This is a genomic window from Lentisphaerota bacterium (assembly GCA_016873675.1).
Taxonomy (GTDB): Bacteria; Verrucomicrobiota; Kiritimatiellia; order RFP12; family JAAYNR01; genus VGWG01.
In genome coordinates this window covers 1-14,070 of the sequence record VGWG01000078.1, presented here as the reverse complement: position 1 = coordinate 14,070, position 14,070 = coordinate 1, and the positions used below count along the sequence as shown (strand labels likewise).

Here is a 14,070-nt window from a genome sequence, read left to right as displayed (position 1 = left end):
CTGGAAAACGTGACGGTCGTGTTTCTCGGCTATACCGACACGCTTTCTGAATTGCGGGTTCGCGACGCGGAGGCGGGGGCTTCCGAAACCGGCAGCGAGGTCCGCTTCCGCAGCAACGGAACCTGCAGGCCGCATCGCTATTCGCTCACCGACAAGACCGGTGTCGAGGCGGTGGTGACGGTTGACATCCTGGGCCTGGCGCGTGTGGAAACGGAAGGGGGCAAGCCATGATATCCTCCCTTTGGCGTTGGGCGTTGGGTTTCAGGTTTCAGTGTTCAGGTTTCAGGAAGACGCAACATCGTGTGGTTTTTCCTGACACCCGAAACCTGACACCTGAACACTCCGCTTGCAAAACAGGGTTGTGCAAGGGGCTCACCCGGCCTCCGGCCGCAGGTGACGTGCGTTTAGGGATGACGCTGATCGAGGTGCTGCTGGCCGCGGCCATCCTCGGCCTCGGACTCAGCGCGCTGATGGCTCAGATGAGCGGCGGATTCCGGTTGCTGTCCGCCTCCAAGGATTTCGAGGACGCCCAGTGGGTGCTCTCCATCGGCGAACTGAAGTACCCCTTGCGGCCCAAGGACGATGTTCAGAAAGACGTGACGGTCTCGCCCGACACGCTGGACAGCGAGCTGTCGGATGCGTTGAGGACGCGTGGCTTCATCTTCGAGCGCGTCGTGGACGAGCGGCAAGACCCCCCGCCGAATGTCGCCGACGACGGCCTGTATGTCGTTCGCACCCGGGTCAGTTGGAACACGCACACGGAAGAGTTTGTACGGTATGTCTGGGCGAAAAAGAAATAACGCGTTCACGCTGCTGGAGATGATCCTGGCCGTATCCGTGCTCTCCGTGATCACGCTCGTGTCGTTCTATTGCTTTAACGCGGCGGTTCGAAGCTGGATCGCCGGCACCGGCTACATCAACGGCATCACCCACGCCGACTACATTCTGGAGCAGGTGGCGATGGGGCTGCGCTCCGCGTACTATCCCGACACCGGTAAGGTGGAGGGGAACTATGGGATGAGGCTCGAAGACAATGGCCAGGATGACTCAGCGCGGGACGTCCTCACCTGGGTCAAACTCGGATCGGCTCTGGTCGGCGCTGATGCCGATTATGCCGACATCCCGCACCGGGTTGAAATCGCCGTTCAGGACAACACGGCCGCCGACTCCGAGCCCTCCGACGGCGGGTTTTCCGTGCGCGCCTGGCGGGTCGATTTGCAGTCCGACGATTTTGACCCCGCCCAGGTTCCGTTTGTGGTCCTGTCGCCGCATGTGCGCGGCATGAACTTCCGCATGCTCGATCCCGCCCAGGAGGAGGATGACCTCACCGGCGAGCTGAAGTGGCTCGACACGTGGGAGACCGCCGATCAGACCAACCGGTTGCCCCGTGCGGTCGAGGTCACGCTCTATCTGGACGGCCCGACCCCCGAATCCGATCCTGTTCCGGTGCGGCGGGTGGTCTCCATTCCGCTGGCCGAGCTGTCGTGGAATCCGCGGCGGCAGGAATCGTCGCAACCGTCGCGCAGGAGGCCGCGTTGAGCATGAAGGCTCTTGCAAAACGCCTGGTCAGTCAAAGTGGCACGGGCATCTTGCCCGTGATTCATGGGCGGGACGCCCATGCCACGAGGAGTTTTGCAAGAGCCTCCTGGGGCAACGTCCGCCATCGCCGGGGATCGGCCCTCCTGATCGCGCTCTGGACCATTGCGCTGCTGGCGCTTCTGGTGCTGACGTTTACCTTCGACATCTTTCTCGAGACCAAGCTCACGGCCTATGCCCGAAACCGGCGCCGGGCGGAGTATCTGGCCTTCTCGGGCATCTCCGTGGCGGAGATGCTGCTGGACCGCCAGCGGTCGGTAAGCGGCGATGAGACCGAGGATGTGACGGCCTCCGACACGTGGTATCCGGCCGCCCTCCTCCTCAGCCGCGGCAGTTCCGCAACGGTCACCGCGCCGCTCGGCGGGGGAGCGATCCGGCTGACGATCACCCCCGAGCCGGGCAAGCGCAATGTCAATAAGCTCACGGACGAAGACTGGGAGGGAATCCTGAAGGTCGGCGACATGCCCCAGGAGTACTGGCCCGAGCTGATTGACGCCTTCAACGACTGGATTGACCCCGACAGCCTGCCCCGCTCTGACGGCGCGGAAACCGGCGATTATTACGGCACATTACCGAAACCCTACCAGGCCCGCAATGGCCCGGTTGACACCGTTCGTGAACTTCTGCTTGTAAAGGGCTTCAGTGAAGCTGTATTATCGGGCGGCGTGTTAAACCCGGAGGCGCCCAAGGAGCAGCAGATCTCGGTCTCCGGGATACAGGACATGCTGACCACGTACGGCGACGGCTTGGTGAACGTCAACGCGGCGGACAGGCGCGTGCTGATGACGTTGCCGGGCGTCGATGCGCTCGTGGCCAATGCGATCATCGAGGAGCGGACGGCCGGGATTGTGGGTGCCAACAACAGTTCTTTTAAGAGTGTCGGCGATTTGATGAGCCGGGTGCCGGGGCTGGACGGGGCCATCCAGGCGCGTGTGACCACCCGGTCGGCCTTTTTCAGGGTCACATCGGTTGGCGTGTTCGGCCCGGTCACCCGGAGCATCCGGGCGATCGTTTATTTTGACGGATCGCGGTTGAGCATCCTGCACTGGCGGGAGGAGCCGTAGGGAATAAGGTTGCGGATCTGACATGGCGAAGAATGAAATCACGGTATTGACGGTCGAGCGGGGCGCATGCCGCGTGCTGCGACTGGTCAGGAGCGGCTCGGCCGGCGTCTGGTCCGCAGCCCTGCGGCGAACGTATGCCGCGCCGCAGCAGCCGCCGCCGCCCGCCGACGCGGCCGCTGCCGCCGCGACGGACGGGGCTGACGCAGCGGCGGTTCCGGATCCCGGCCGCATCGCCTTTGATCAAGCCGTCGCGGCTGCGGGCGGTGCAGTGACGCTGGGGCTTCCCGCCTCGCGTCTGCTGGTGAAGATGCTCCGGCTGCCGGCCGCCACGCGCGGTGACCTCGAGAGCGTCGTCGCCCTGCAGATGGCCAAATACGCGCCGTTCTCCGGCGACCACTTGACCGTTTCGGGCGAGGTGGTCGCCGAGACGGAGGACGACCTGATCGTTTTTGCCGCCGTGCTGCCCCACGCCATGGTCGAGCAGTTGGATCCGTGGGTGAAGGGCGCCGGCTTGCGTGTCGAACGGGTTGATGCGCTGCTGCTGGGATGGTGGCGGGCCGCGTGCGCCGCCATCGCCGATGATCCCGTTCCGATGCGGCGGGTCTTCCTGACCTGCGTGGCGGACGAGTGGGATCTGCTGATTGCCGACGGCACGCGTCCGGTTTTTGTTCGCGGCCTCGGCGCGTTGGCCGACCCGCAGGCACTGGCCATCGAGATCACCTTGTCACTCCTGAATGCCGAGGTCGAGTCCGGTGCGGTGCCCGTGGGAGAGGTTGTTTTCTTTAACAGGGAACCGCTCGATGCCTCCCTGGCCGACGCGATCCGGCAGGCGGTGGACGTTCCGGTCCGGCACATCCCTCCGCCGCAACCCGACGCCGATCTCCACGGATTGGCGGTTCGCGATGCCGAGGCGTCGCCTCTGGGTCTCAATCTGCTGCCGGGTCTCTGGCGCGCGCGGAACGCGGCTTCGGATTCAAACAAGCGTTTTCTGCGGGGGGCGATCACACTGGCCGTGATCTGGCTTCTCCTGGCTGGCGGACTGTTCGGCGCGCCGCTGCTGATGCGGAAGCGGGTGGCGGACATTGAACGGGCGCTGGCCGCCAATGAATCCGCCTTCCAGACGGTCCAGAACACCCGGTCGCGCGCGGATCTGATTGAATCCTACACCGACCGCTCCGATTCGGTATTGGAGGTGATGCGTACGGTTGCGGATCGGATGCCGGAGGGTGTTGACCTGACGATGCTGGTGTACGCGCGCCGGGGCAGCGTGAAACTCGCTGGCGAAACGTCGGACCAGGATCTGGCCTATCAGTTCAAGGATGCGATTGAAAATACCGGACCTTTCGGAATTTGCACGGTCGGGGGCGTATCCTTGATCCGGGATCCGGGCAGGCCAGGCAGGCACCGGTTTGAGATCAATGCCACGCTCAAGAAAGCGGAGGTGCGCGAATGATGCTCTCACCCCGTGAACGTCTGCTGGCTGGCGGAACCGTCGCAGCGCTGCTGTTTGCCGTCCTCATTTTCGCCTATGATGGGCAGATCAAAGCCTGGCGTGCCGCGCAGACCCAATTGCGGAGCCGCCAGACGGAACTGCGATTCCGGAGGATGTTGATCACCCAGCGCCCAGCCATCGAGGCCCGCTTTGCGCGGCTGAAGGACCTCATGCAAGTCTTTTCCGCCGACAAGCAGGTGGACACGCATTGGATGGGCCTCATGAATACCGCCGCCAAGCGCAACGGGCTGACGCTGATCAACGCCAGCCCCGAAAAAGAAACGCTGGTGGGTGATGTCTATGAGTTTCCAATCAAATGCTCGGATTTCAACGGCTCGCTCGATGCGCTCGTTCGGTTTTTGCACGATGTGCAAAATGAGGGGGTCATGCTCGATGTGCGTAACATGACCGTCGCTATCCATCCGCAAAACCCGGCCCTGTTGCGGGGCCAATTCACCCTGTATTGCGCCTACATGCGCGAATCAGCACGGCCACCCGAATCCGCTCAGGAGTAAGACCATGAACATTCTCAGAAGCCTGCAAACCGGTATCCTCTGCGTGATCGGCCTGTCGCTCGCAGTTCGGGCACAGGATGCGGTCCCGCCGATGACGCCGGTGTCGCCGATGTCGGGTCGCGTGATTGCCCCCCGCGTCAATCCCCGTCCGGCCGCCGCCACCAACACGGCGGATCGGGGTGCCAGCGGCGGGAAAGCGATGCCAGCGCTGAAGTTCGCCGAAGGCACGCCCATCGAGATCTACCTGAAGACCTATGTTGACGTGACAGGGCAGACGCTCCTCGTGGCCCCGGATGTCAACCTCAAGGCGACCCCCCCTCCGCTGAACAGCAATCCGCAGGCCAAGCTGACGGAGGCGCACTATCTCGAGGCGATTGAACGCCTCCTGAATATGAACAAGATCGTGCTGATCCCGATCGACGAGATTTTCTTGCGGGTTGAGAACTCCCAGACGGTGATGAAGCGCGGCTTCGAGACCGGCTTTGGGGAGGTGCCCGAAGGCGGTCACATCGCCAAGGGTCAGTTCGTCAGCCAGATGGTTCGCCTCAAGTACGTCTCGGTGGACGATGCGTTCAAGGCGATCGAAGGGTTCAAGCGTGACGACGGGCAGATCACGCTGTTCAAAGACCTCCAAAGCATCCTGATCCTGGATTCCGCCGAGAACGTCAACCGCATGTTGGAGATCATCGCCTTCATCGACATCGAGCTGCCCATCCGTGACAAGGTCTTTTATCGGAAAATCGAATGGGCCAAGGCGCTCGAAATTCAGAAAAAGCTCAATGACTTTGTTACCGAATCGCAGAAGCAGATGCAGGGCAAGGAATCGCTTCAGACGAAGACCACCGGCTCGCCCGGCATCGAGGTCCGCCGCCCGGCGCCGATCCTGCCGCCCGGTGTCAGCAGACGGGTGACAACCACGCCCGTGCCCGAAGTTCCCGCCATGCCCAACGAGGTGATAGAAGCCACGATTTCCGATGCCGAACGCGGCATGATTCGGGGCCGTGTCAACATCGTCGCCGATGAGCGCTCCAACCAGCTCATCATCATCACCAGTGAGGAGAACATGAAGTTCTTTGACGATCTGATCGTTATCCTCGATGTCAAGACCGCGCCGAACTTCACGGTCGAGGTCATGCGCCTCGAGCACGCCGATGCCGAGGAGATCGCCAAGATGGTCAACGACCTGATCGGCAACGAAGCGCAGAAGGACGACGCGCCCAAGACTTCCGGCGCGCCCGCCGGCGACACCAGAACCCTGACCCTTCCCGAGGCCGTCAGACAGACCCGGCTGGCGCGAACCGAGCCTGCCTCTGGCGAGACGGGCACATCCACGGTTGGCGAGCTCAACAAAGACAACATCAAGGTGCTCCCCGATAAGCGGATCAACGGCATCATCATCAAGGCCAGCAAGGCGGATCTGGATGTCATCAAGACCCTGATTGCCAGCATGGACATCCAGCTTTCACAAGTGCTGATCGAAACGGTGGTGCTGGAAGTGTCCCTGGGCGACGACATTGAGGCGGGGATCGACTGGGTGAAACACGTCAATGGCAATGCGGGGGCCCAGGGCTGGCTGGTGGGCGGCGCCGGCGAGACGCCGGCCTATAATCTGATCAGCAGCGTGGCGACGAACCTCCTGCAAAGCGGAATTGCCTATTACACCAAGATCAACAAGCTGGATCTGGATCTCGTGATTAAGGCATCGTCATCGGACATCCGGTCCAAGGTGCTGGCCTCGCCCGTTATTCAGACCATGGACAACAAGGAAGCGACCATCAAGGCGACGGAGCTCGTCTATCTGTTCAACGGCAAGAAACCGATCACCATCAACAACACCACGACGTATGAAGAGGATTACGTGCAGAAGGAGATCGGCATCACCGTCACCGTGACGCCGCGGATCAATGCCAAGGGCAATGTCATGATGACCGTCAAGCAGACCTTCCAGGACAAGGGTGCCGCCCAACCGGTCACGATTGGAACGGTGACCGCCAAATATGCCACGACCACGACCCGCGAGATCAATGCCGATGTGATCGTGGATAGCGGCGAAACGGTCATTCTGGGCGGTTTGGTCAAGAAGAGCATCGACACCGGCAAGTCGGGCATTCCCTTCCTGAGCGAGATTCCCTATCTGGGCTGGATTTTTGGAAAGCAATATAACAACGAGAAGCGATCCGAATTGCTGGTTTTCATGACGCCTCACGTTTTTGCCAGTCAGTCCGCAGCCTCTGAAGAGGCCCGCCGCCGGCGTGAATCGCTGGGACGCTCGGCTGACGGCCTCTGGACCCAGGGCTGGTCGAAAAGCCCGCTGGCCGAGCCCGAGCCGGTAGAGGATGTGCTGCGCCGTGAACGGGCGCGGGTCGCCCGCGAGGAGGAAATCAGGCGCTCCGAAGCGGCGCTGCAGAAGTTGCGCGAGAAGGAAGAGAAGAAGAAGGCCGGTAAGGCGACGCAGGGGGCTCCGGCCACCGCAGCCCCGGACGATGCGGCTCGGGTTGAGCCCGGCTCCGCCGCCCCGGTCTCGGAGACGGCGGTGGCCATCGAGGCATTCCCGATCGAGCCTCTGCTCGCGCCGGCGAAGTAGGCTCACCCTCCCCTCGACCGATACCAATTGTTGGACTAGCCGCGAAAGAACGCAAGGCGCGCAAAGACCAACTCTGCGTTCTCTGCGTTCTCTTGCGGCCATTTCGTGTTGGACTAGCCGCGAAAGAACGCAGAGGACGCAAAGGCCCAGTCTGCGCTCTCTGCGCTCTCTTGCGGCTATTCCGTGTTGGGCTAGCCGCGAAAGAACTCAGGGGACGCAAAGATGAGAACGATCAATGATTTGTGCGATAGGGTTCGTGAGACGGCCTACGCCATTCATGTCTACCACGGTCACGGTCACTTGGAGAAGGTCTACGAGAATGCTCTGACCCATCGGTTGCGCAAGGCGGGCTTGGACGTGAGGCAGCAGTATCCCCTACAGGTACTTGACGATGATGGAACCCCCATCGGCGACTACTACGCCGATCTTCTAATCAACGACTGCCTGATTGTCGAGATCAAAGCCGCCAAGACGCTTGCCGACGAGCATGTGGCGCAACTGCTTGGCTATCTGAAATCCACCCGCCTTGAGCATGGTCTGTTGATCAACTTCGGCTCCTACAAGTTCGCCATCAAGAAATACGCACTGACAGCAAAGAGAATCGAACCGCCACACAACGCTGACCCTTCTCTTTCGGCCAACTCACAGGGGAATTGAGGCGAAGGATCGCAAAGCCACGCCGACGCATTTTTGCGGTCTATGCGTTCTTTTGCGGCCAAATACGACAGAGGCAACCCCAGCATCAATCGCCACGTCAATTTCCGCAGGGTAATTGCCGCGAAGGAGCGCAAGGATCGCAAAGCAACACAGACCCATCTTTGTGGTCTATGCGTTCTTTTGCGGCAAATACGACACATGAAAAACTGAGCAGCCAATGCACTCAGCGGTCGCCCCGTTCGTGGTCAGGAAGTTCCCGCTCACGAGCGGTAGTTCGGCGCTTCCTTGATGATCTTCACGTCGTGGGGGTGGGCTTCGCGGACCCCGGCGGTCGAGACCCGGTACATCTTGCCCGTGCGCTGGAGCTCCGGCAGGGTGCGGGCGCCGCAGTAACCCAGCGCTGAGCGGAGCCCGCCGCAAAACTGCGTCATCACCTTCTTGACGCTTCCCAGATGCGGCACGATCCCCTCGATCCCCTGCGGCACGAGTTCCTCTTCCTTGATGTTGTCCTGCCCGTAACGCTGGCGGCTGCCCTTCCCCTCCTTCATCGCGGCGAGACTCCCCATGCCGCGATAGATGACGTATTGCCGGCCTTCGTGAATGATTTTTTCTCCGGGACTTTCGTCGGTGCCCGCGAGGAGCGAGCCGAGCATCACGCAGTCGGCGCCCGCCACGAGTGCCTTGGGGACGTCGCCCGAGTGGCGGATGCCGCCGTCGGCGATGACGGGAATGGATCCCTCAAGCGCGGATGCGGACTCGTAGACGGCCGTGATCTGGGGGATGCCGACGCCGCAGACGACGCGGGTGGTGCAGATCGACCCGGGGCCAATGCCGATCTTGACGGCGTGCGCGCCGGCGTCTCGAATCGCCAGAGCGCCCTCGGCAGTCGCCACATTGCCCCCGATCACGTCAATGTCGGGGTAGTGCTGAACCAGCCAGCGGATCATGTCGAGGATGCCCTTGGAATGGCCGTGGGCGCTGTCAACCACGAACACGTCGACATGCTGTTCGGCAAGCAAATCGGCGCGAACATGGTCGTTCGCACCAATTGCGGCGGCGACGCGCAGACGGTAGTGGCTGTCCCGATTGTAGAGCGGTTGGCGGTTTTCAATCACCTCCTTCACATCGGTGAAGCTGTAGAGCCCGACGAGTTTTCCGGCGGCGTCAAGCAGCGGCAGTTTGCCGATCTTGTTGGCCATCATGATCCGATAGGCGTCTTCGAGCGTCGTGTCGGGCGGGGCGGTCACGATCTGCGTGGTCATGAGATCCTTCACGCGCGCATCGCCGCCCTTGGCGAAGCGCTGATCGGTGGAGGTGATGATGCCGACGAGGCGGTCCTCTTTGTCGGTAATGGGAAAGCCGCTGAAACTGAGGTTCTTCGATCGCCGTGCCTCTTGAATGTGGTCGAGGGTGTCTTCGGCATGAAACACGACGGGGTGGGGGATCAGACCGTTGAGATACTGCTTAACCTTGCGCACCTGCTCGGCCTGCACGTTTGGCGGGAGGTTCTTATGGATCACGCCGATGCCGCCGAGCATCGCCATGCTGATCGCCATCTGGGCCTCGGTGACGGTGTCCATGGCGGCGCTGACGAAGGGGATGTTGAGCGCGATGCGGGTGGTGAGGCGGGTGGCGATGGAGGCCTCGTCCGGGAGGAAGTCGGCATACTGGGTGACCAGCGTGACGTCGTCGAAGGTCAGCCCCTCATACGGGTAGTTCGTGAGAAAAGCGGATACGTGTGGGTTGATATGCACGGCTACACTCTCCTGTCAGGCGCATGACGCACCCCTTTTCAGCAAAGGATATACACGTTGCGGCAGAAAAAGGCAAGAACGGTTTTTGCCATCTGACGTGTTGGACGTCCCTTGTGGCCTCTGCGCGCGGACGCCTGCCGCCACATGGAAGTGCCCATGCAGCACGCAGATCAACTCATGAAACCCGTGATGCGTCGGCGCCACCGTGGGACGAGACGACGCTGGTCGAAACCGGCCCACGCCGATGATCTCGCTGATTTTGGCTGGGTAGTTGAACATGGCTATTGACCTGGTGACTGGGTGACGCCGGAGATGTAGCCCATCCGGGCGTCACCAGGTCACCCAGTCACCCAGTCCTTCTCCCGTCACACCGCAATTTCCCAATGACGAGCCCTCCATCCCCTTAAAGGATCGAGAAGGAACGATTTCCACACCGTTTAGAAAAATGAGGCTCTTGCAAAACCCCTTCGGGGTGTTTGCAAGAGAGAAGTCAGGAGTCAGAATATGAGAACACTTTGCCCGTGAGAGGGTTCCAATTCTGAATACTGAATTCTGGCTTCTGAATACGGCGCTTGCAGAACCGACGAAGGAGGTTTTGCAATCGCCTCCCTTGTTTTGGTACAGTGTCGTCATGGTGGAGAGACCCGAAAATTCTACAGAACTCCTGACGACCGGCGCGGCGGTGCTGGCGCTGGTCGCGGCATGCACGGGCAATCTGTTTTTGCTGACGCGGGTGTGGCGCCCGTTCACAGGCGGGGTGCGCGTCTGGGCGCCGCGTCTGGCCCGGCCTTTCGGCATGCTGGAGATCGCGCTGTCCGTGTGCTGCGTGCTGATCGTGGCGCTGCCGGCCGCGTGGTCTGCGGGGTTTGCTCCCGTGGCCGATCCCGCGCGTTCGGCGCCGTCGCCGACCCTCGTGGCTGTGCTGCTGCCGGCGGTCATGCTGTATGCGGTCTGGGGTGCCGCGGCGGTGTCGTGCGCCCGTTTCCGGGGCTGCCGGTTGCGGGATGTCTTCCTGAACTGGATCCCGGCGCAGCGTCCGCTGATCCACGGGGTGACGCTGGGCGCCGCAATGGTCGCTCCCGTGCTGGTGGTGTCGGTGCTCTCGTTTGAACTGTGCGGGTGGATCGGCTTGGGGGATGCCCCGCAGGATGTCTTCGCGTTGCTGACCGCGCCCGGCAACGGAATCGCCCTGCGGGTGGCGGTGATCGGCCTGGCGGTCATCGCCGCGCCGGTTGCGGAGGAGGTCTTGTTCCGCGGCGTGCTCTTTCCCGCGCTGCTCGCCCATTCGGGGTCGTTCGCCCGCGCGCTGGTCCTGCAGGCGCTCTTCTTCGGGGCCATCCACGCGCACCTTCCGACATTTCTGCCGCTCGGCGTGGCGGGTGCGTGTTTCGCGCTTGGCTATGCCGTGACCGGCTCGCTCGTCACGCCGATCCTCATGCACATGATTTTCAACGCGACCAGCATCGTCTTCTTCTTTGCAGCAGTGGAGTGAGTGAGACTCTTGCAAAACCCCTTCGGGGTGTTTGCAAGAGAGAAGTCAGAATACAGAATTCAGGAGTCAGAATAATAGAACACGTTGCTATGGATGATCGTTTGAAATCCCCTGTCGCCGCCGCCGACACCGGCGTTGCGCCGCTCGAAAATCTGGCGGTTCGCAGCCGCGCGCTGGCGGCGATGCGCACGTTCTTCACGGAACGGGATTTTATCGAGGTCGAGACGCCCGTGCGCATCCCTGCGCCTGCGCTTGAGCTGCACATTGACGCGCCGCCCTCAGGACCTGGGCATTGGCTGCGGACCTCCCCCGAGTTGCACATGAAGCGGCTGCTCGCCGCCGGGTGTGCGCGTATCTTCCAGATCGGCCCCTGCTTTCGCGCGGGCGAGCGCGGGGTTCGCCACACCCCCGAATTCACCCTGCTCGAATGGTACCGCGCGCACGCCGGGTGTCGTGAGATCCTGGCGGATGCCGAGGCGCTGGTCCGGCACGTCGCGCAGGAAACGCTCCATCGCACGACGCTGACGGCCGCCGGCGCGGCGGTTGATCTCGCCGCGCCCTGGCACGTCCTGACCGTGCGGGAGGCGTTTCTCGCCTGGGCCGGCTGGAATCCTGTGGCCGACTATGACGCCGACCGCTTTGATCTCGACCTGGTCAACCGTGTCGAACCGGCGCTGCCGCGCGACCGCCCAGTCGTGCTCACCGATTACCCCGCCGCGGCGGCCGCGCTGGCCAGGCTCAAGCCCGGCGATCCCGCCGTCGCCGAGCGGTGGGAGCTCTACATCGGCGGCCTCGAAATCGCCAATGCCTTCGGCGAACTCACCGACCCGAAAGCCCAGCGCGCCCGCTTCCTCGCCTGCTCAGAGGAGCGACGGGCGCGTGGCCAGGAGGTGTATCCGCTCGATGAACCTTTCCTCGGGGCGCTCGAGACGGGTCTGCCGCCGTCAGGAGGTATCGCGCTCGGCGTGGATCGGCTGGTGATGCTCCTCTGCGGCGCAACGGCCATCGAAGACGTTCGTTCGTTCTGCCCGTTGCGCTAAACCGAGGGACGCAGATCGACGATCAGCATTTCGACGCTCTCGGTGCCCCTGTATCGGTTCAGCTGGCATTCGAACGCCACGTCGAAGCATTGATCGCCCGTCGCAGGGATGGCATCCAGCAAATGCCCCGCCTTGAACCACACGCCTCGAAACGGTCTTCCGCCGCAATCGAACCGGAACATCACGTGCGTGCCGTCGGCGCCGATCGCGCGCCGCTCGGCAAGCGCCACATGCCGCATCGCCCAGCGCGGGCGGGCATTCCCTTCGCCGAACGGCTCCATGCGCGCCAGCGCCTGCCACAGATCGATCGTCAACTCGTTCGGATCGAGCCAGCCATCAAGGACCAGCGTTTGCCGCCCCGAGCTTTCGGGGCGCTGTGCGGCGCAGGCGGTGACGAAGGCGGCGCGAAAGGTGTCGAAACAGCCGGGCTTGATCTCGAACCCGGCGGCGAGGCGGTGGCCGCCGAACCCGTCAAGCAGATCCTGGCACTGCCTCAACGCGGCGAGCGCGTCATAATCCTTGCCCGCTCGGAGCGAGCCGCGTCCGCCGCCGTCGGGGCGGAGGCAGACCACGGCTGCGGGAACACCCGCGCGCTCGCTGAGCCGGGCCGCGACGATGCCGACCGCGCCGGGATGCCAGTCGGCGCCGCCCGCGACGATCGCGCCCGGAGCCCTCGGGGCGGGGAGGGCGGCGAGCTGCGCCAGCGCCTCGGCGATGATGGACTCCTCCGCATGGCGCCGCTCGCTGTTGAGCTGGTCGAGCGTCGCGGCCAGCTCGCGCGCCTGATCGGTGTCGCGCGTGCAGAGCAGCTCGAAGGCGGGCCAGGCATCGCGCATCCGCCCGGCAGCGTTGATACGCGGCCCCAGAAGGAACCCCAGGTGGTGGCTGGTCGGCGCTTCGGCTGTGGCGAGCGCCTTGCGCAAGAGCGCGTGGAGACCGGTCGAAGGCTTTTCGTGAAGCCGTTTGAGCCCGTGCCGCACCAGCAGGCGATTCTCGCCGCGGAGCGGCACCACATCGGCCACGGTCGCCACGGCCACGGCATCGAACCAGGCGCGCGGATCCCACGCCTCCGTTCCGGGACGACCGGCGGCCTTGCCGGTTTTCCACAACGCACAGGCGAGCTTGAAGGCGATCCCGGCGCCGCAGAGCGCCTCGCAGCCCGCAGGCGTTCCCGGGAGATGGGGGTTGATGACGACGCCCCCGCAGGGGAGGGGATTCGTGGCGTCAGGCACATGGTGGTCCGTGACGATCACCTCGCGGCCGTCGGCGCTCAGCGCGCGCACCGCGGCGGCCGACGTGATGCCGCAGTCAACCGTCACCACCAGCCGGGCGTCGGGATGCTGTGCGGCGAGGCGGACCAGGGCTGCGGACGACAGCCCGTAACCTTCGCTCAACCGGTCGGGAATGAATGGCGTCACGCGGCACCCGAATGCGTTTAACGCCGAGGTCAGGATGGCCGTTGCCGCAACGCCATCGGCGTCAAAGTCGCCAAACACGACGACCGATTCGCCGGCATCGACCGCCCGCCACAGTCGCGTCACGGCCTCGGCCATGCCGGGCAACGCCAGCGGGTCGCTCAGGTCGGCCAGGCGCGGGTTGAGGAATCGTTCGGCCGCAACGGGGTCGGCCCAGCCGCGCGCGGCGAGCACGCGGGCGGCGGCAACCGGAATGTCAAACGCGTCGGCCAAAGCCGCGGCGGCGGCCGGGTCGTCCGCAGGGGTCGTCCAGTCATACAGGGGCAACATGCCGGTTATGATACAGGGAAACCGCCGTGAGCGCCAGACACAATAGGGCAAACGCATCTAAATTCTTTCATTTTTTGCTCATTTTTGGCTCTTGTCGCCGCTCTGGAGGCTGAAAGAGTGGCGAAGCGGGT

At 63.2% G+C, this 14,070-nt stretch carries 11 protein-coding genes; 9 read left to right on the top strand and 2 right to left on the bottom strand.

Translation table 11 applies throughout. The annotated features are described in order from the left end of the window. Nucleotides 1-227: 227 nt before the first annotated feature. The 7 genes from FJ222_09555 to FJ222_09525 all read left to right on the top strand — a co-directional run bounded on the left by FJ222_09555 (nucleotide 228) and on the right by FJ222_09525 (nucleotide 7,908). Complete coding sequence (locus tag FJ222_09555) at nucleotides 228-800, top strand: prepilin-type N-terminal cleavage/methylation domain-containing protein (GenBank protein ID MBM4164668.1); 573 nt, start codon at nucleotides 228-230, stop codon at nucleotides 798-800. Beyond that, complete coding sequence (locus FJ222_09550) at nucleotides 703-1,539, top strand: prepilin-type N-terminal cleavage/methylation domain-containing protein (GenBank protein MBM4164667.1); 837 nt, start codon at nucleotides 703-705, stop codon at nucleotides 1,537-1,539. Before FJ222_09555 ends, FJ222_09550 begins: the two co-directional genes overlap by 98 nt. A 2-nt stretch (nucleotides 1,540-1,541) precedes the next feature. Then, nucleotides 1,542-2,660, top strand: coding sequence for a general secretion pathway protein GspK (locus FJ222_09545; GenBank protein MBM4164666.1), 1,119 nt, complete (start codon nucleotides 1,542-1,544; stop codon nucleotides 2,658-2,660). Between the two features lie 22 nt (nucleotides 2,661-2,682). Continuing rightward, nucleotides 2,683-4,113, top strand: coding sequence for a hypothetical protein (locus FJ222_09540; protein MBM4164665.1), 1,431 nt, complete (start codon nucleotides 2,683-2,685; stop codon nucleotides 4,111-4,113). Continuing rightward, nucleotides 4,110-4,667 (top strand): hypothetical protein, encoded by a 558-nt coding sequence (locus tag FJ222_09535; GenBank protein ID MBM4164664.1) that lies wholly within the window; start codon nucleotides 4,110-4,112, stop codon nucleotides 4,665-4,667. Before FJ222_09540 ends, FJ222_09535 begins: the two co-directional genes overlap by 4 nt. A gap of 4 nt (nucleotides 4,668-4,671) precedes the next feature. Beyond that, entirely contained in the window at nucleotides 4,672-7,251 is a 2,580-nt protein-coding gene (locus FJ222_09530; GenBank protein MBM4164663.1) for a hypothetical protein, read from the top strand. Between the two features lie 222 nt (nucleotides 7,252-7,473). After that, nucleotides 7,474-7,908 (top strand): GxxExxY protein, encoded by a 435-nt coding sequence (locus FJ222_09525; GenBank protein MBM4164662.1) that lies wholly within the window; start codon nucleotides 7,474-7,476, stop codon nucleotides 7,906-7,908. Between the two features lie 260 nt (nucleotides 7,909-8,168). Here FJ222_09525 and guaB read toward each other — a convergent pair whose 3' ends face one another. Further along, nucleotides 8,169-9,656, bottom strand: a complete 1,488-nt coding sequence (gene guaB / locus FJ222_09520; protein ID MBM4164661.1) for an IMP dehydrogenase — start codon at nucleotides 9,654-9,656, stop codon at nucleotides 8,169-8,171. A 637-nt stretch (nucleotides 9,657-10,293) separates the two neighbouring features. On the opposite strand from guaB, the gene FJ222_09515 reads away from it, so the two are divergent. Further along, on the top strand, nucleotides 10,294-11,154 hold the full coding sequence (locus FJ222_09515; protein MBM4164660.1) for a CPBP family intramembrane metalloprotease: 861 nt from the start codon (nucleotides 10,294-10,296) through the stop codon (nucleotides 11,152-11,154). Nucleotides 11,155-11,243: 89 nt separating this feature from the next. Then, on the top strand, nucleotides 11,244-12,194 hold the full coding sequence (genX, locus tag FJ222_09510) for an EF-P lysine aminoacylase GenX (GenBank protein MBM4164659.1): 951 nt from the start codon (nucleotides 11,244-11,246) through the stop codon (nucleotides 12,192-12,194). Here genX and recJ read toward each other — a convergent pair. Then, nucleotides 12,191-13,996, bottom strand: coding sequence for a single-stranded-DNA-specific exonuclease RecJ (recJ, locus tag FJ222_09505; GenBank protein ID MBM4164658.1), 1,806 nt, complete (start codon nucleotides 13,994-13,996; stop codon nucleotides 12,191-12,193). The two genes, genX and recJ, sit on opposite strands and share 4 nt — an antisense overlap. Nucleotides 13,997-14,070: the final 74 nt, after the last annotated feature.